The sequence below is a fragment of the Variovorax sp. MHTC-1 genome (genome assembly GCF_003984645.1).
GTDB lineage: Bacteria > Pseudomonadota > Gammaproteobacteria > Burkholderiales > Burkholderiaceae_C > Variovorax.
In genome coordinates this window covers 122,354-139,985 of sequence record NZ_RWKI01000004.1, presented here as the reverse complement: position 1 = coordinate 139,985, position 17,632 = coordinate 122,354, and the positions used below count along the sequence as shown (strand labels likewise).

17 protein-coding genes and 1 pseudogene are annotated in these 17,632 nt (G+C 69.4%); 14 read left to right on the top strand and 4 right to left on the bottom strand.

Features of this window, described 5'->3' with window-relative positions:
- Window positions 1–17 precede the first annotated feature (17 nt).
- From EJI01_RS08725 to EJI01_RS08715, 3 genes are read left to right on the top strand one after another with little or no spacing between them, the layout of a single operon-like run.
- Window positions 18–1,043, top strand: coding sequence for an inositol monophosphatase family protein (locus tag EJI01_RS08725; protein ID WP_126836721.1), 1,026 nt, complete (start codon window positions 18–20; stop codon window positions 1,041–1,043).
- A complete protein-coding gene (locus EJI01_RS08720) occupies window positions 1,043–3,283 on the top strand; it encodes an FUSC family protein (RefSeq protein ID WP_126836941.1) in 2,241 nt (746 codons plus the stop codon). Before EJI01_RS08725 ends, EJI01_RS08720 begins: the two co-directional genes overlap by 1 nt.
- Window positions 3,283–4,362 (top strand): mechanosensitive ion channel family protein, encoded by a 1,080-nt coding sequence (locus EJI01_RS08715; RefSeq protein ID WP_126836720.1) that lies wholly within the window; start codon window positions 3,283–3,285, stop codon window positions 4,360–4,362. Before EJI01_RS08720 ends, EJI01_RS08715 begins: the two co-directional genes overlap by 1 nt.
- On the opposite strand, the gene pcaQ is transcribed toward EJI01_RS08715, so the two are convergent.
- A complete protein-coding gene (pcaQ, locus tag EJI01_RS08710; protein ID WP_126836719.1) occupies window positions 4,344–5,291 on the bottom strand; it encodes a pca operon transcription factor PcaQ in 948 nt (315 codons plus the stop codon). The genes EJI01_RS08715 and pcaQ overlap by 19 nt on opposite strands.
- Window positions 5,292–5,511: 220 nt before the next feature.
- Between pcaQ and EJI01_RS08705 the strand changes: the two genes are divergently transcribed.
- Complete coding sequence (locus tag EJI01_RS08705) at window positions 5,512–6,507, top strand: Bug family tripartite tricarboxylate transporter substrate binding protein (protein ID WP_126836718.1); 996 nt, start codon at window positions 5,512–5,514, stop codon at window positions 6,505–6,507.
- Between the two features lie 9 nt (window positions 6,508–6,516).
- Here the strand turns inward: EJI01_RS08705 and EJI01_RS08700 are convergent, their stop codons facing one another.
- Window positions 6,517–7,008: a MarR family winged helix-turn-helix transcriptional regulator gene (locus EJI01_RS08700; RefSeq protein WP_126836717.1), complete on the bottom strand. Its 492-nt coding sequence runs from the start codon at window positions 7,006–7,008 to the stop codon at window positions 6,517–6,519.
- Between the two features lie 114 nt (window positions 7,009–7,122).
- On the opposite strand from EJI01_RS08700, the gene EJI01_RS08695 reads away from it, so the two are divergent.
- Genes EJI01_RS08695 through EJI01_RS08685 form a run of 3 tightly spaced genes read left to right on the top strand, consistent with a single transcriptional unit; the run spans window position 7,123 to window position 10,412 of the window.
- A complete protein-coding gene (locus EJI01_RS08695; RefSeq protein ID WP_126836716.1) occupies window positions 7,123–8,106 on the top strand; it encodes a Bug family tripartite tricarboxylate transporter substrate binding protein in 984 nt (327 codons plus the stop codon).
- A 14-nt stretch (window positions 8,107–8,120) separates the two neighbouring features.
- On the top strand, window positions 8,121–9,086 hold the full coding sequence (locus EJI01_RS08690) for a Bug family tripartite tricarboxylate transporter substrate binding protein (protein WP_126836715.1): 966 nt from the start codon (window positions 8,121–8,123) through the stop codon (window positions 9,084–9,086).
- Window positions 9,087–9,095: 9 nt separating this feature from the next.
- A complete protein-coding gene (locus tag EJI01_RS08685; protein WP_126836714.1) occupies window positions 9,096–10,412 on the top strand; it encodes a sulfatase in 1,317 nt (438 codons plus the stop codon).
- 152 nt (window positions 10,413–10,564) lie between these two features.
- On the opposite strand, the gene EJI01_RS08680 is transcribed toward EJI01_RS08685, so the two are convergent.
- Window positions 10,565–10,855, bottom strand: a complete 291-nt coding sequence (locus EJI01_RS08680; RefSeq protein WP_126836713.1) for a GyrI-like domain-containing protein — start codon at window positions 10,853–10,855, stop codon at window positions 10,565–10,567.
- Between the two features lie 151 nt (window positions 10,856–11,006).
- Window positions 11,007–11,144 (bottom strand): annotated as a pseudogene (locus tag EJI01_RS29655) (AraC family transcriptional regulator); the annotation flags it as partial.
- Window positions 11,145–11,371: 227 nt separating this feature from the next.
- Here EJI01_RS29655 and EJI01_RS08670 point away from each other — a divergent pair.
- From EJI01_RS08670 to mutS, 7 genes are all read left to right on the top strand, one after another.
- Window positions 11,372–11,941, top strand: a complete 570-nt coding sequence (locus EJI01_RS08670; protein ID WP_126836712.1) for a PadR family transcriptional regulator — start codon at window positions 11,372–11,374, stop codon at window positions 11,939–11,941.
- 139 nt (window positions 11,942–12,080) lie between these two features.
- On the top strand, window positions 12,081–12,920 hold the full coding sequence (locus EJI01_RS08660; protein ID WP_126836711.1) for a siderophore-interacting protein: 840 nt from the start codon (window positions 12,081–12,083) through the stop codon (window positions 12,918–12,920).
- 112 nt (window positions 12,921–13,032) lie between these two features.
- Window positions 13,033–13,548, top strand: coding sequence for a hypothetical protein (locus tag EJI01_RS08655; RefSeq protein ID WP_126836710.1), 516 nt, complete (start codon window positions 13,033–13,035; stop codon window positions 13,546–13,548).
- An 81-nt stretch (window positions 13,549–13,629) separates the two neighbouring features.
- The gene (locus EJI01_RS08650) at window positions 13,630–14,268 is read left to right on the top strand and encodes a GDSL-type esterase/lipase family protein (protein ID WP_126836709.1); all 639 of its coding nucleotides are present in this window, start codon (window positions 13,630–13,632) and stop codon (window positions 14,266–14,268) included.
- A 111-nt stretch (window positions 14,269–14,379) separates the two neighbouring features.
- Window positions 14,380–14,592, top strand: a complete 213-nt coding sequence (locus tag EJI01_RS08645) for an AbrB/MazE/SpoVT family DNA-binding domain-containing protein (RefSeq protein ID WP_093102362.1) — start codon at window positions 14,380–14,382, stop codon at window positions 14,590–14,592.
- Window positions 14,592–14,990 carry a type II toxin-antitoxin system VapC family toxin gene (locus tag EJI01_RS08640; RefSeq protein ID WP_126836940.1) on the top strand — a complete coding sequence of 133 codons (399 nt, stop codon included), beginning with the start codon at window positions 14,592–14,594 and terminating at the stop codon, window positions 14,988–14,990. The genes EJI01_RS08645 and EJI01_RS08640 overlap by 1 nt, the downstream gene beginning before the upstream one ends.
- On the top strand, window positions 14,987–17,620 hold the full coding sequence (gene mutS / locus EJI01_RS08635) for a DNA mismatch repair protein MutS (protein WP_126836708.1): 2,634 nt from the start codon (window positions 14,987–14,989) through the stop codon (window positions 17,618–17,620). Before EJI01_RS08640 ends, mutS begins: the two co-directional genes overlap by 4 nt.
- Window positions 17,621–17,632 lie beyond the last annotated feature (12 nt).

Below are 17,632 nucleotides of genomic sequence, written 5' to 3'. Positions count from 1 at the left end.
GTTCTTCTCACAATCCAATGTCGTCCCCCAACCTGCACCCCATGCTCAACGTGGCCGTCAAGGCCGCCCGCGCCGCCGGCGCCATCATCAACCGCGCCGCGCTCGATGTCGAAGCGGTGCGCATTTCGCAGAAGCAGGTCAACGACTTCGTGACCGAAGTCGACCACGCGAGCGAGCGAGCGATCATCGAGACGCTGCTCGGCGCCTACCCGGGGCACGGCATCCTGGCCGAAGAATCGGGCACCCAGCACGGCGCCAAGGATTCCGACTACGTCTGGATCATCGATCCACTGGACGGCACCACCAACTTCATCCACGGCTTCCCGGTCTACTGCGTCTCGATCGCGCTCGCGGTCAAGGGCAAGGTCGAGCAGGCCGTCATCTACGACCCCAGCCGCAACGACCTCTTCACGGCCACCAAGGGCCGCGGCGCCTTCATGAACGACCGCCGCCTGCGCGTCAGCAAGCGCACGCGGCTCAGCGAGTGCCTGATCTCGACCGGCTTTCCCTTCCGCACCGGCGACAACTTCAAGCAGTACCTGGCCATCATGGCCGACCTGATGCCGCGCGCGGCGGGCCTGCGCCGCCCCGGCGCGGCCGCGCTCGACCTGGCCTACGTGGCGGCCGGCTTCACCGATGCCTTCTTCGAAACCGGCCTCAACATCTGGGACGTGGCGGCCGGCTCGCTGATCGTCACCGAAGCGGGCGGGCTGATCGGCAACTTCACCGGCGAGCCCGATTTCCTCGATCAGCGCGAATGCCTTGCCGGCGCGCCGCGCATCTACGGCCAGCTGGTGCCGATCCTGGCCAAGTATTCGAAGTTCGCCGGCGTCGACGACAAGCTGCGCGCCAGCGACCGCGTGCGCGCCGTCGATCCCTCGGCCCACGCGGGCGACGTCTACGCGCGCAGCACCGTCGTCGGTACGCAGGCCGATGCCGACGCACCGGCCGATACGGCAGCGGCGCCGGCGCCGCGCAAGCTCACGCGCCTGCGCCGCGAGGCGCCCATCGGGCCCGCCGAGGGCGACACCTCCGCCGAGTGATGCAGGCGCAGCGCGCCACCGGGAACCGGGGCCGCGCCGCGCTGCGCGTGGCGCTTTCGCACTACGTCGCGAACGGCCTGTCGGTGGCCTTCGGGCTGATGCTGATCTCCGGCGGCGTGCACCTGCTGCTGGGCACGCTCGCCGCCTCGGCAGCGGCCGTCGGCGTGATCGTCAGCGCGCCGCCCGACCTGCCCGGCCCGCGCCGCGGCAAGTTCTGGCAGATGCTGCCCTCGCCGCTGATCGGGCTGCCGCTGTTTTTCTTCGTGCAGTTGCTGCACTCGGCGCCGCTGCGCCTCGGCCTGCTGCTGGTGCCCGCGACCTTCCTCGCTTTCGTGGCCATGGCGTGGGGGAAGCGCGGCATCCCGATCGCGATCGCGGTCATGTTCTCGATGATCTTTTCGATGGCCACGCCCGCGCCCACGGGCATGGCCGAAGCGCTCCAGCGCACGCTGCACTTCGGCATCGGCGCAGGCCTCTACGTGATCTACGCGGTGCTCGCCAACCATGCGCTCAACGGCCGCTACCGCGTGCAGGCGATGGCCGACGTGCTGCTCTCGCTGGCAGCGCTGATGCGCACCGAGGCTCGCCAGTTCACGCCCAGGGACGATTCCGGCGACGTGCGCGAAGTGCCGGCGCCGCTGCTCGGCCAGCTGCTGCGCGAGCAGGCCGCGCTGGCCGACCAGCTGCAGGCCACGCGCGACATCGTGCTCGAATCGCCGCGCACGCCGCGCCGGCAGCGGCTCGCCGGCATGCTGGTGCTGGTGCTCGAGCTGCGCGACCTGCTGCTGGCCAGCGAACTCGACCTCGACGCGCTCAAGGCGCATCCCGGCCATGCTGCGGCGCTCTACGAAATGCAGCGCGTGCTCGACGAGCTGGCCGACGAGACCGAAGCGCTGGCCGACACGCTGCTGCTGGGCCGGCAGCCTGCGCCGGTGCCCGATCGCCGTCCCGAGCTGGCGGCCATCCACCTCGAGGACGAAGACGCGCCACCGCCCGCCGGCCATGTCGGGCCGACCCCCGCCATGCTGGCGCGCGGGCTGGCCAGCCGCATCGGCCACATCAACGACGAGGTGCTGCGCCTGGTGGCCCTGGCGCGCGGCGACGTCGAGCCCGACCTCACGGTGGTGCGGGCGAACTGGCAGATGTTCGTGAGCCCCACCGAATGGTCGCTGCTGCCCTTTCTCACGCTGTGGCGCTGGGACGCGCCGCCGCTGCGCCATGCGATCCGCGCCGCGCTCGCCGTCGCCACCGGCTACGCGATCGCGGTGATGCTGCCCTGGGGCTCGCACGACTACTGGATCCTCTTGACCATCGTGGTAGTGCTGCGCGGCAGCCTGTCCCAGACGCTGGAGCGGCGAGACAGCCGCGTCGCCGGCACGCTGCTCGGCTGCGTGCTCGCGGTGGGCCTGCTTTCGACGCACCCGTCGCCGCTGGGCATGCTGGCCGCGGTGACGGTGGCGCAGGCCATCGCGCACGGCTTCGCGGTGCGGCGCTACCTGGTCACCTCCGTCGCCGCCACCGTGCTCGGGCTGCTCCAGGCCCACATGCTGAGCGTCGGCATGAGCCCGACCTTCGCGCTGTTCGAGCGCGTGGCCGACACGCTGATCGGCGCCGCGCTGGCCTGGGCCTTCTGCTACGTGCTGCCCTCGTGGGAGCGCAGCCAGATCCCGGCGCTGGTGGCCCGCACGCTGACGGCGCAAGCGCGCCATGCGCGGCTCGCGCTGGGCCTCGGCCAGCTGCGCTCGGTGGTCACCAGCCCCGAGCTCGAATGGCGGCTCGCGCGCCGCGAGGCCTACGACAGCCTCTCGGCGCTGGTGCAGGCCACGCAGCGCTCGCTGTCGGAACCGCGCGCCGTGCAGCCGCCTCTCGAGCCGCTCGAACACCTGCAGGCGCACAGCTACCAGCTGCTGGCCCAATTGAGCGCGGTCAAGTCGATGCTGGTGCTCAGGCGCGACCGGCTCACGCCGGCCGAGATCGAAGGCCCGCTCGCGCGCACCGCCGAGCGCATCGAAGCCGCCATCGGCAGCACACCCACGACCGGCCCGGTCATGCCCGAGAGCGCCCCCGCCACCACGCTGGCCGGGCCGATCCCGCTTCCCGACCCCTTCGACAACGACGTCAGCCCCTGGCTGCTGCGCCGACTCGACCTCGCGACCGCGATCGCCGCGCAATTGCGCGACGACGCGGCACGCATCCTGCAACCCCTCGCCACGAACGTCCCTAAGACCAAGACTGCCTGATGACCAAGGAAATGCTCCTCGCCCACCCGTGGTTCGGCCCCTGCCTGGCCGCGCTGATCGCCGTACCGCTCGCGCTGCTGGTCCACCGCATCGGCGGCATCGTGCTCAAGCGCCTGACGCGCAGCATGCCCGTGCTGCACACCATGCTGATCAAGCTCCAGCCGGCCGCGAGGCTCGTGCTGCCGCTGGTGGCGCTGCAGATGGTGTGGCAAGCCGCGCCGGACGAGCTGCGCTTCATCGCCGGCGTGCGCCACCTGAACGGCCTGCTGCTGATCGCGGCTGCGACCTGGCTCGCGGTCCGCGCAGTCAACGGCGTGGCTGACGGCGTGCTGGCGAAGCACCCGTACGACGTGACCGACAACCTCCAGGCGCGCCGCGTGCTCACCCAGACCCGCGTGCTGTCGCGCACCGCTGCCAGCGCGCTGCTGGTGGCCGGCGCGTCGCTCATGCTGATGACCTTCCCCGGCGCGCGCCAGGTCGGCGCCAGCCTCCTGGCCTCGGCCGGCGTGATCGGCCTCGTGGTCGGCCTGGCCGCCAAGCCGGTGTTCAGCAATCTGATCGCCGGCCTGCAGATCGCACTGGCGCAGCCGATCCGCATGGACGACGTGCTCGTGGTCGAAGGCGAATGGGGCCGCGTCGAGGAGATCACCGGCACCTTCGTCGTGCTCAGGATCTGGGACGACCGGCGCATGATCCTGCCGCTGTCCTACTTCATCGAGAAGCCGTTCCAGAACTGGACCCGCAGCAGCTCCGAGCTGCTCGGTGCGGTTTTCATCTATGCCGACTACGGCATGCCGGTCGCGCCGCTGCGCGAGGAGGCCGAGCGCATCGTGAAGGCGGCACCCGAATGGGACGGCCGCTTCTTCAACCTGCGCGTGACCGACGCCACCGATCGCAGCATGCAGATTCGCGTGCTCTGCACCGCGGCGTCATCGTCGCTGGCCTTCGACCTGCGCTGCACGGTGCGCGAAGGGCTGATCGACTTCATGCAGCGCGAGTACCCGCAGTGGCTGCCCAGGATGCGCATCGAGGGCGACCTGCCGCAGCGCGACGCCGCTGCTCAAGCGCCGGCCGCCTGAGGCTTGCGCCGCGCGCCGCGCTGGCGCACCACGCCGTGGATCGCCTCGATCAACAGGCGCGCGCCTTCCGTCGGTTCGCTGCCGCGCCGCACCGTCAGCCCGACCGGCCCTTCGGTGCTTGCCGTGTCGATCGCCAGGCGGCGCAGCTCGCCGCGCGCCACGAAGCCCTCGACCGCGCCCTGCGGCGCGAACCAGACGGCGTCGGCACACTGCAGCAGGCCGAACGCGAAGCTGGTGTCGGTCGCCTCCACGAAGCAGCGCGGCATCGCCATCCCCTGGGCAACGAAGAAGGCGTCGGCCGTGTGGCGGATCAGCGTGCCCGACACCGGCACCACCAGCGGATAGGCCGCAAGCGCATCGAGCGCCGGGCGCCGCCGCGCCGCCAGCGGATGGCCCGGCCGCACGACCAGCAGCAGCGGCTCGCTGTAGAGCTGCTCGAAATGCAGGTCCGCCATGGCCGATGCCTGTGCGAGGCGGCCAAGCACCAGGTCGATCTCGCCCTGGCGCAGCTGGGTCATCAGTTGCGCATTGGTACCGCTGGCCACGCGCACGCGCAGCGCGGGCGTCGATGCGTGGAGGGCGGCAATGGCCGCCGGCAGCAGGTTGGCCGCCATGTTCGGCAAGGCGCCGACGGCCACGCGGACCTGATCGAATTCGGGCTGGTCGAGGGCCAGGCCCAGCCCCTCGCGCAGCCCGCGCAGCGCGGCGACGGCGTGGCGCACCAGCACGTCGGCAGCAGGCGTCAGCTCGACGCCGCGGCGGCGGCGCAGCAGCAGCCTGCGGCCGACGATGTCCTCGAGTTCGGCGATGGTCTTGGAGACAGCGGGCTGCGTGAGCGCGAGCCCCTTGGCTGCGCGGACCAGGTTGCGCTCCTGCGCCACCACCACCAGGCACTGCAGATGGCGCAGCTTGAGGCGAGCAAAGTTCATGGCTGGAATAGCGTTCACCCCCAGGCTCCCCCACTTCGTGTGGTCCGCCAACCCCCGCTCCGGGGGCAACACCAGCGGCCCGGCAAAGCCGGTTCCGCGGTGTTCCGCGAACATGCCGTCCAAATATAACCAACGGGAATAGCTGGCAGAAGAGCTTTCAGTTGTGCCGCCGCGGGGGCGCTCCTAGAGTGGGGGCTTCTTGCACGGAGACAAAAACCCCATGACCCGCCTCGATTCCAAAGGCGCGCAGCGCCGCCTCGGCCTCGCGAGCGCCTGCGCCCTGCTGGCCGCCGGCCTTTGCACCTTGCCTGCGCATGCCGACACGAGCTACCCGGCGAAGCCGGTGAAGTTCGTCGTCAACTTCCCTCCCGGCGGGCCGCTCGACATCCTCGGCCGGGCGCTGGCCGATGCGCTGCAGAAGGAGCTCCGGCAGCCCTTCGTCGTGGACAACCGGCCCGGCGCCGGCGGCAACATCGGCGCCGACGTGGTGGCCAAGAGCGCGGCCGACGGCCACACGGTGCTGATCTCGATCGACACCACCTTCACGATCAATCCGCACCTCTACGCGTCGATGCCTTTCGCGGCGAAGGACCTGAAGCCGTTGATGATCTTCAGTTCCTCGGGCCTGACCTTCGGCGTCGGCAGCTCGGTCGGCGCGAAGACGCTGGCGGAGTTCGTCGCGCAGAGCAAGGCCCAGCCATCCACCTTCGGCTCCGCCGGCAACGGCAGCCCCGGCCACATCGCGGCCGAGATTTTCGCCAGCGCGACCGGCGCGAAGATCACGCACGTGCCTTACAAGGGCAATGCGCCGGCCGTCATGGCCCTGCTCTCGAACGAGGTGCAGGCCGGCATCCTCGCGACGCCGGGCCTGCTGCCGCAGTTGCAGGCCGGCAAGGTGCGGCCGCTGGCGGTGACCGGCCGGCAGCGCTCGCCGCTGCTTCCGCAGGTGCCGACGGTGAGCGAACTGGGTTTGAAGGACCTGGAATTCGAGGTGCTCTACCTGGCCATGGTGCCGGCCGCTACGCCCGAGCCCGTGATGCAGACCCTGCGCCGGGCGCTTCGGTCGGCGCTCGCATTGCCCGAACTCAAGTCCAGGCTGGCAACGCTGGACATGGTGGCGGTCGGCGAAGTGGGCAGCGCGGCCTCGGAGCACCTGGGCGCGAGCGCGGCGCGCTATGGCAAGGTCGTCAAGGCCACCGGCATGAAGGTGGATTGAAGCGATGCGTCAGCCTGCGCGCCGGCGCCCGCGATCGGCCTTGGGCAGCACGGCCTCGCCGGCCAGGCGCTCGGCGCGCGCCTGCAGGCGGTGCAGCGCATCGTCGAAACGGGCGGCCTCGGCAGTGTCCAGCGCGTCCAGCAAATCGGCATTGATTCGCGCCACCAGCGGGAACAATTCGTCATACAACGCCTGGCCGCTTTCCGTGAGGCGCAGCACCACGCTGCGGCGGTCGCCCGCGAGATGGGTGCGAGAGACCATCCGCTTCGCGACCAGCGAGCCCACCGCCTTCGAGGTGCGCGCCCGGTCCAGCTGGGCGTGCTCGGCCAGCTGCGAGGAGCTCAGTTCGCCGCGGCTTGCCAGCGTCGCGAGCAGGCGCCATTCGCGGCGCGTGATCCCGAATCGGCCTTCGCAGAGCCGGATCACCATGCTGCCCGCAACCGACAGCAGGCGCGACAGCCGGTACAGCAGCAGGTCGTCGAGCGGTCGGTGCGCGGTCATCGGGTTAGTCCGGGGAATGGTTGATTAGATCAATCGAATGCCGCGACTCTAAAGTCAACCGGGACTGCAGCCCCGCGCGGCCGCGCCAATCCACATCCTCGGAGACGCTGACTCATGCCCCATCGCACGTTCGACCGCCGCCAACTGCTTGCCGCATTCGGCGGCATCGCGCTCGCCCCGCTCGCGCCAGCGCAGGCCTTCACCCCCGGCCAGCCGATCAAGGTGCTGATCGGCGTGCCCGCCGGTGGCACGCAGGACGTGCTGACGCGCGCCATTGCGCACGAGGTGCGCGACACGCTCGGCCCGCTGGTGGTCGACAACCGCTCCGGCGCGGCCGGCCGCATCGCGGTCGAGGCCGTGAAGAACGCGCCACCCGACGGTCGCACCCTGCTGCTCGGCACCGCCAGCATGATGACCATGTTTCCGAGCGCCTACCGCCATCTTTCCTACGACCCGGTCAAGGACTTCGTGCCGATCGTCAATGCAGCGCGCTTCGAGCTCGCGCTGGTGGTCCATAAGGATGTACCGGCGAACACGCTGCCCGAGTTCATCGCCTGGGCGAAGAGCCAGGGCGACAAGCTGAGCTTCGCTTCCTACGGCGCCGGCACGCCTTCGCATTTCCTCGGCGAGATGCTCAACCGCGCCGCCGGCCTGAAGATGGTCCACGTGGCCTACCGCGGCTCGACGCCGGCACGCCAGGACGTGATGGGCGGCACCGTGCCGGTCTACTTCGACACCGTGGGCGGCGCGCTCCAGTTGCAGACCACCGGCCGCGTGAAGGTGCTGGCCACCAGCGGCGACAAGCGCTCGCCGCTGATGCCGAGCCTGCCGACCTTCGTCGAGGCCGGCTACAAGGACGTGGTCGCGGCCGCCTGGTTCGCCTACTACGCGCCGCGCAACACGCCGCAGCCCATCGTCGACAAGCTGCGGGCCGAGTTCACCCGCGCCGTCAATGTGCGCGAAGTGCGCCAGCAGCTGCTGCAGAACGGCATGTACCCCGTGGGCGACGATGCCGCGGCCTTGCTGAAGACCATGCGCGAGGACACGGCGCGCTGGGGCGGCATCATGCGGGCCGTGAACTTCCAAGCCAACGACTGAACGGAGATCTCGCCATGCTGAAGCATCTTCTTCGCCGGCTCACCGGCACCCTCGCCCTGGCCGCCATCGCCTGCACCGCCGCGGCCCAGCCGCTGGACAGCCCGCTGCGCATCGTGGTGGGCTACGCGCCGGGCGGCGCCACCGATCGCGTAGCCCGCATCGTCGGCGACAAGCTCCAGGCCAGGCTCGGCGTGCCGGTCGTGATCGACAACAAGCCAGGCGCGGGCGGCCGCCTCGCGGCCCAGCAGGTCAAGGCCGCGCCCGCGTCGCAGAACGTGCTGATGCTGGCCAATCCGGCCGTGATGGTCGTGGCGCCGCTGGTTTTCAAGGACAACGGCTACGACGCCGAGCGCGACTTCGTGCCGGTCTCGCATGTCAACGACTACGAGTTCGCGCTGTCGGTGGCGACCGCCGTGCCGGTGCGAGAGTTGTCGCACCTGCTGGCCTGGATGCGCGCCAATCCCGAGAAGGCCAACGTCGGCGTGCCCGCCACCGGCAGCCTGCCGCACTTCTTCGGCCTCATGGTGGGCGAGAAGGCGAAGGTGCCGACGCAGGTGGTCGGCTATCGCGGCTCCAGCCCGCTCCTGACCGACCTGATCGGCGGCCAGGTGCCGATCGCCGTCGACACGCTGGACGTGGTGATCCCGCAGCACCAGGCCGGCAAGGTCCGCATCCTCGCCATGTCGGGCGCCAAACGCTCGCCCTTCGCGCCCGAGGTGCCGACCTTCAAGGAAGCCGGGCTCGACCTGGTCGCCACCGGCTGGAACGCCTTCTTCGCGCCCGCGAGCATGCCGCGCGACAAGGTCGCGCGCCTGTCGCAGGCCATCCGCGAGGTCATGCAGGACCCGGACACCGTGCGCCGCTTCAGGGATTCGCTGATGACGCCGGTGGCCAGCACGCAGGAGCAGACAGCGGCCATGCTCAAGGCCTACCGCGCCCAGTGGGCGCCCGTGGTTCAGAAATCCGGCTACCAACCCTGAGCTTTTTTCATGCAACGTCCCAACATCGTCTTCATCGTCGCCGACGACCTCGGCTTCGCCGACCTCGGCTGCTACGGCGGCCGCGATGCCGACTTCGGCCCGGTGTCGCCGGTGCTCGACGGCCTCGCCGCCAAGGGCATCCGCTTCACGCAGGGCTATGCGAACTCGCCGGTGTGCTCGCCCACGCGCTTCGCGCTGATGACGGCGCGCTACCAGTACCGCCTGCGCGGCGCGGCCGAAGAGCCGATCAACAGCAAGAGCCGCGGCAGCGCCACGCTGGGCCTGCCGCCGGAGCACCCGACACTGCCCTCGCTGTTGCGCGAAGCGGGCTATCGCACGGCGCTCATCGGCAAGTGGCACCTGGGCTTTCCGCCGGCCTTCGGCCCGCTGCGTTCGGGCTACGAGGAGTTCTTCGGCCCGATGTCGGGCGGCGTCGACTACTTCACGCATTGCGATTCGAGCGGCCGGCACGACCTCTGGTCGGGCGAGGAGGATCGGCAGGAAGATGGCTATCTCACCGACCTGCTCTCGCGGCGCGCGGTCGACTACGTGGCGCGCATGGCGAACCAGGACGCGCCATTCTTCCTGAGCCTGCACTACACCGCGCCGCACTGGCCCTGGGAAACGCGCGAGGACGCGGCCAAGGCGCCGGCCGTGAAGAACAACCTGTTCGACCTGGCCGGCGGCAACATCCATACCTACCGCCGCATGATCCACCACATGGACGAAGGCATCGGCTGGATCATGGCCGCGCTCGAGAAGCATGGCGTCGCAGACAACACCCTGGTGGTCTTTACCAGCGACAACGGGGGCGAACGCTACTCGGACAACTGGCCGCTGGTCGGCGGCAAGATGGACCTGACCGAGGGCGGCATCCGCGTGCCGTGGATCGCGCACTGGCCCGCCGTCGTCAAGGCCGGCAGCGAGAGCGCGCAGCACTGCATGACCATGGACTGGTCCGCCACGATGCTCGATGCGGCAGGCGCCAAGGCCGATGCACGCTTGCCGCTCGACGGTGTGTCGCTGCTGCCGGTGCTGCGCGATGCGAAGTCGAGCTTCCGCCGCCCGCTGCACTGGCGCATGAACCACCGCGGCCAGCGCGCCCTGCGCGACGGCGACTGGAAGTACTTGCAAGTCGACGGCAACGAGTACCTGTTCAACATCCCGGCCGACGAACGCGAGCGCGCCAACCAGGCCAAGCGCGAACCCGAACGGCTGGCCGCGATGCGCGAGGCTTGGCAGGTGTGGAACGCCAGCATGCCGCCCATTCCGGACGATGCGACCGTGAGCCTGGGCTACTCGGTCAAAGACATGCCGCAAAGATAAGTTCACCCCCAGGCTCCCCCCACTTCGTGTGGTCCGCCAACCCCCTCACCGGGGGCAACACCAGCGGCCCGGCAAAGCCGGTTCCGCGGTGTTTCCCGAAGGGGCCTGGCTTCGCCGGCCGCGATGGCGAGCTGGAGCACCGAGAGGAAGCGTCAGATCGGCCGCACCGGCATGCACAGCGTGCAGCTGAATGCGCCGGTCTTCTCATCCATCGCGAAATCGCGGCCGTAGATCTCGATCGGCGCGCCATCGGCGGGCTGCCAGCCGCTGTCCGGCAGCCAGTCGCACAGCTTCACCCACGCCAGGTGGATCTCCGTCGACGGGCCGCTGAATCCGGTGCAGGCATCGCGCCCGCCGCCCACCGTCTGCACGCCGATCTCGCCTTCGGGCCGGAAGCCTGTCTCCTGAACGAGGAACAGCCCCGTTGGGCCAGGAGCGTTCATCGTGTCGGAAAGCCTCGGCCACGGCTTGATGCGCCTTGCTGTCGGCTTGATGAATCTTGCCGAGTTCGATGCGGTGGCGTTCGGCCCACGAACGGAAGGCGCCGCGCCCCCAGGCCGTGGGCGTGACGCCGAAGTGCGCGCTGAAGGCCCGCGTGAACACCGCCGCCGAGCCGAAGCCGACGTCGAGCGCGATCGCCAGCACCGGCTCGGGCGGGAGGCCGATCAGCCGGCCAGCCGCCACCTCCAGCCGGCGGCGCCTCACGCGCTCGGCCAGCGTCTCGCCGGTCATGGCCTGGAACACGCGGTGGAAATGCCAGGAGGAAAAGTGCGCCACCCCCGGCCAGCATGGCCAGATCGAGTGGATCGGCGAGATGGCCGTCGATGTGATCGATCACGCGGTTGATGCGCGCGATGTAGGTATGGCGCGGGCTCGTCACCAGCCACCTCGCGGGTTGACTAAGATAGTATTTAGATATATCTTTACAAAATCAGATAACGACATCGAAATCTCATTCCATGCGAGCTTTCAAACACTTTCTACACGGCCATCCCCGTAGCGAACACGGCGACGGCATGGGCGGCGGCGGACTGCGCGGCACACGCGACGGCCGGGGCAGCGGGCGCATCTTCGGCCATGGCGGCCTGCGCTTCGTGCTGCTGCAGCTCATCGCCGACAAGCCCAGCCACGGCTACGAGCTGATCAAGTCCATCGAGGAACGCCTGGGCGGCAGCTACAGCCCGAGTCCGGGCATCGTCTATCCCACGCTCACGCTGCTCGAGGAAATGGGCTGCGTGAGCGTCGACGCAGCCGACGCCGGCGGCCGCAAGCGCTACAGCATCACCGAGGCCGGCCGTGAATTCCTCGCCGCCAACCGCGAGATCACCGATGAGATGATGGCCCGCATGAAAGGCGGCGTCGACGGCGCGGGCCCGCGCCACGGCCGCCCGCCGCAGGTGGTGCGCGCCATCGAGAACCTCAAGCTCGCGATGCGCATGCGCCTCGCGCGCGAACCCCTCACCGAACAACAGGCCCACGAATTCGCCGCGGTGCTCGACAGCGCCGCTCAACACATCGAAAGGATTTGAGCTCTCCCCCAGGCTTCGCGCACTTCGTGTCGCTCCGCCACTCCCCTCACCGGGGGCAACACCAGCGGCCCGGCAAAGCCGGTTCCGCGGTGTTCCACGAACAGGCCTGGCTTCGCCGGTCAACAACTGAATCGACAACATGACTGATTTTTCTTCTCCCGCTGCTTCTCCTGTCGCCGACCGCCTGCCGCGCCGCGTGCGCCACGAACTTCGCTTTCGCAAGCTCGAGGTGCGCGCGGTGCAGCGCGTGGCGCCGCACCTGATCCGCATCACCCTTGGCGGCGAGGAACTGGCCGGCTTCACCAGCCCCGGCTTCGACGACCACGCCAAGATCTTCTTTCCCGACGCCGGGACCGGCGCGCTCATCGTGCCGACGGTCGGCCCCGACGGGCCGCTCTGGCCCGAGGGTCCGAAGCCGACCATGCGCGACTACACGCCGCGCCGCCACGATGCCGCGGCCGACACGCTCGAGCTCGACTTCGCGCTGCACGAGGCCGGCCCGGCCACCCAGTGGGCCGAACAGGCCAAGGTCGGCGACCTGCTGGGCGTGGGCGGACCGCGCGGCTCCTTCATCGTCCCGACCGACTTCGACTGGCACCTCTTGATCGGGGACGACACCGCCCTGCCGGCCATCTGGCGCCGGCTGGCCGAGTTGCCGGCCGGGGCGCGTGCGCTGGTGCTGGCGGAAGTCGACAGCGAAGCGGATGAAATCCCTTTCGAGACCCGCGCCAGCCTGGACTTGCAGTGGGTGCACCGCCGCGGCGCCGAACCGGGCGTCGGCAGCAGCCTTCTCGATGCGCTGCGCAAGCTGACGCTGCCGGCCGGCGACTTCCACGCCTGGGTGGCCTGCGAATCGGCCGCCGCCAAGGCGCTGCGCGCCCACCTGGTCGGCGAACGCGGCGCCCATCCCAAATGGATCCGGGCCTCGGGCTACTGGCGCCGCGGCGCGGTGGCCACGCACGACACGCACGAGGACTGAACGCCGGGCGACCGGCCGTACGCCCTATGCCCTGAGGCCGTTTGACACCTCATGTCCGCACACCCAGAATTCCCCGGCTGAGTACTAAAAGCTATATCTCGGGAGCGGACAGATGGACATCGGACTTGCGCAATGGCAGTTCCTGGTTGCGCTGTTGACGGGGGCGTTGCTCCTGTTCGTCATCATGTGGATCGCGTGGCGCCGCCTCGCCGAGCGGCGCGAAACCGAACGCCGTATCGCAGCGGCCAGGGTGCGGTCGGGTCACATACCGCTCGAGATTCCGTCCGTACGCGGCGGCCTGAGCCCCACCGGCGATGCGCCGCCGGACACGCTCCCCGAGTGGTTCATCCAGGGCAAGGGCGAACATCCGGTCGTCGACGAACAGCCGCGCATCCGCGTGCGCTATCTCGATCCTCGTGGGCGCAAGGCGGAGTGCACGCTGCAGGTCGACCATCTCGACGTGCAGAAGAGGATCCTCCACGGCCACTGCGAACTGCCTGGGGACCTGCGCCGGATTCCGCTGCAGCAGATCACCGGTGCGCGCATCGCGGAGTCGGGCCAGCGCTTCAACATCGACACCTGGGTCGACGCCGTGCGCGTCGCGCGCCGGCGCCGCGGTCAGCTGTAGGCATAGCAAGGGCGCATCGGCATCGCTGCGCACGGGCCGCTTACACTGCGGCGCTTCGCTTTCGCCGACGATGCGCCGCCAATGAACCGCCGAAACCTGCTTGGCCTGCTGGCCGCTTCCTCAACTACCCTGCTCTTCGGCGCCTGCGGCAAACGCACGCCGGTCGCAGCAGCGCTCAAGCCGGGCGCGACCGTGCTGGCCCTGGGCGACAGCCTCACCGCAGGCCACGGCGCAGGGCCCGACGACGCATGGCCCAACAAGCTCTCGCAACTGACCGGCTGGACGGTCGTCAACGAAGGACTCAACGGCGACACATCCCTCGGCGCATTGCAACGCCTCGAGAGTCTGCTGGCCGCCAATCGCTACGACGCGATCCTGGTCGGCATCGGCGGCAACGACATGCTGCGCGGCATGTCATCGCAAGCCACCATCGACAACCTCGCCGCCATCGTGCGCCAGGCACGCGCGCACACGCCCCACGTCGGCGTGATCGCCACTCCCGCGCCAGAACCGATGCGCGCAGCGATCGGCTCGCTCAGCGACGCGGTGTTCTACGCAGAGGTCGCCAAGGCCGAGCAGGCGCTCCTGATTCCGAACGTGTATGCGCGCGTGCTCTCGGACGCCGCCTTGCGCTCCGATCGCATCCATGCCAACGCCCAGGGCTATGCGCAGGTGGCCCAGCAACTGGCGCAGCAGCTGCAAGCGGCCGGGTGGCGCTGATTCGCAGACCCCGGTTCGCGTATTGCGGTCGTCGCTTGGATCCCCCTGTGGGCTCATGCTTCCAAAGGTATATTCTTACCAAATCCGCATCGATCAACCCGAGGTACGAACATGACCGCCACCGCGACGCTGTCCAGCAAGTTCCAGATCTCCATTCCCAAGGCTGTTCGCGAAGAACAGCACTGGGAGGCAGGCCAGGAGTTCGTTTTCGTGCCCAAGGGCAAAGGTGTGCTGGTCATGCCGGTGCCGGAACTGGACCAGTTGTCCGGCATCGCCAAGGGCGCGAGAAAAGACGGCTACCGCGATCGCAAGGACCGCTATTGATGGCGACGGCGACACTGCGCGTGGTCGACACCTCGGCCTGGATCGAATGGCTGGCCGGCAGCGCGCTTGGCAAGAAACTCGGCAAGGAATTTCCCGACAAGGCGCGCTGCATCGTTCCAACCATCGTCCAACTCGAACTGTCGAAATGGCTGATGCGCGAGGTCGGCGAAGAACAAGCGGACCAGGTCATCGCCTATACGCAAAAATGCGTGGTCGTGCCGCTGGACACCTCCATCGCTCTTCTCGCGGCCGAACTGCACCGCGAGCACAAGCTGGCGACGGCGGATGCCATCGTCTACGCAACGGCGCGACACCAGGGCGCTGATCTGCTGACCTGCGATGTCCATTTCGAAGGCTTGCGCAATACGATGTACTTTCAGAAAACGGAGCGCTCATGAGCCGAGGCGACCCAGCCGAGCTCGCCTCGCATACGCCGATGATGACCCAATACCTCGGGCTCAAGGCGGACCATCCCGAGACGCTGCTGTTCTACCGGATGGGCGATTTCTACGAGCTGTTCTATGCCGACGCCGAGAAGGCCGCGCGCCTGCTCGACATCACGCTCACGCAGCGCGGCCAGTCGGCCGGGCAGCCGGTGGTGATGTGCGGCGTGCCCTTCCACTCGGTCGATACCTACCTCGCGCGGCTCATCAAGCTCGGCGAATCGGTGGCCATCTGCGAACAGGTCGGCGAGGTCGGCGCGGCCAAGGGGCCGGTCGAGCGCAAGGTGGTGCGCGTGGTCACGCCGGGCACGCTGACCGATGCCGAATTGCTCAACGACAAGAGCGATTCGCTGCTGCTCGCGGTGCACGCCGGCTCGCGCAACTTCTGCGGCCTGGCCTGGCTCAGCGTCACGGGCGCCGAGCTGCGCCTGGCCGAGTGCCCGGCCGATGCGCTGGAAGCCTGGATCGCGCGCATCGCGCCGAGCGAGCTGCTCTACAGCGCAGAGGTCACGCCCGGCTTCGAGCAGCGCCTGAAGGCCGCGCGCAACGGCGCGCCCTTCACGCTCTCGGTGCGGCCCGCCTGGCAATTCGACGGCGGCCTGGGCGAGCGCAAGCTGTGCGAGCAGATGGGCAGCAACAGCCTGGCCGCCTGGAACGCCGAATTGCTGGCCAACGCCCATGCGGCCGCCGCGGCGCTGCTGGGCTATGCGGAGCACACGCAGGGCAGAACGCTGTCGCATGTGCAGCGGCTTTCGGTCGAACGCGACGGCGAGCTGATCGAGCTGCCGCCGACCACGCGACGCAATCTCGAACTGGTGCAGACCCTGCGCGGCGAGGACTCGCCCACGCTGTTCTCGCTGCTCGACACCTGCATGACGGGCATGGGAAGCCGCCTGCTCAGGCGCTGGCTGCTGGCGCCGCGCCGCGAGCGCGGCGATGCAGAGGCGCGGCTCGAGGCCATCGACGCGCTGCAATCCGCGGCGCCAGGCGCCACCGCCGCGCCATGGCGCACGCTACGCGAGCGGCTCAAGAACACCAGCGACGTCGAGCGCATCGCGGCGCGCATCGCGCTCAGGCAAGTGCGTCCGCGCGAGCTGGTCGCGCTGCGCATGGCCCTCGCGAAGGCGCAAGAGCTGGCGCCCGCCCTGCCGGCCTCGGCCTCGCTGCTCGAACGCATCGTCGAGCAGCTGGCGCCACCGCCCGGCTGCGTCGAACTGCTGGTGGCGGCCATCGGCCCCGAGCCTTCCGCGCTGGTGCGCGACGGCGGCGTGATCGCCGACGGCCACGACGCCGAGCTCGACGAGCTGCGCGCCATCAGCGAGAACAGCGACGCCTTCCTGCTGCAATTGGAAGCGAGCGAACGCGAGCGCACCGGCATCACCAACCTGCGCGTGCAGTTCAACCGCGTGCACGGCTTCTACATCGAGGTCACGCAGAGCGCACTCGCCAAGGTGCCCGACAACTACCGCCGGCGCCAGACGCTGAAGAATGCCGAACGCTTCATCACGCCCGAGCTCAAGGCCTTCGAGGACAAGGCGCTGTCGGCGCAGGACCGCGCCCTGGCGCGCGAGAAGTGGCTCTACGAGCAGCTGCTCGACGCGCTGCAGCCCTCGGTCGCGGCGCTCGGCAGGCTGGCCAGCGCCCTGGCCGCGCTCGACGCGCTGTGCGCGCTGGCCGAACGCTCGCACACGCTGCACTGGCGCGCGCCGAGCTTCGTCGCCCACCCCTGCATCGAGATCGAGAAGGGCCGCCATCCGGTGGTGGAGGCGCGCCTCGCAGAAAAATCATCGGGCGCGTTCATTGCAAACGACACCCGCATGGGTCCTCAACAACGCATGCAGGTGATCACCGGCCCCAACATGGGCGGTAAATCGACTTACATGCGGCAGGTCGCGATCATCGTGCTGCTGGCCTCGATCGGCTCGCACGTACCGGCCGAAGCCTGCCGGCTCGGGCCCATCGATGCCATCCACACGCGCATCGGCGCGGCCGACGACCTGGCCAATGCGCAGTCGACCTTCATGCTCGAGATGACCGAGGCGGCGCAGATCCTGCACAGCGCCACGGCCCATTCGCTGGTGCTGATGGACGAGATCGGCCGCGGAACGAGTACTTTCGATGGCCTCGCGCTCGCCGCCGGCATCGCGGCGCAGCTGCATGACCGCACCCGCGCCTTCACGCTCTTCGCCACTCACTACTTCGAGCTCACCGAGTTCCCGGCCACGCACCACGGCGCCGTCAACATGCACGTGAGCGCCACCGAGGCCGGCCGCGACATCGTGTTCCTGCACGAGATGCAGCCGGGCCCGGCCAGCAAGAGCTACGGCATCCAGGTCGCGCGGCTTGCCGGCATGCCGGCCGCGGTGGTCAACCATGCGCGCCAGGCCCTCGAGGCGCTGGAGGCGCAACAGACGCAGACACGCGCCCAGGTCGACCTGTTCGCGCCGCCGCCGGCGGTGGATGCGCCGCCGGTGAGCGCCGTAGAATCCGCGCTGACCGTGCTCGACCCCGACACGATGAGCCCGCGCGAAGCGCTCGAAGCGCTCTACACACTCAAGAAACTCCACACGCGCGAGCAGGGTTAGGCCCGGTTCGTG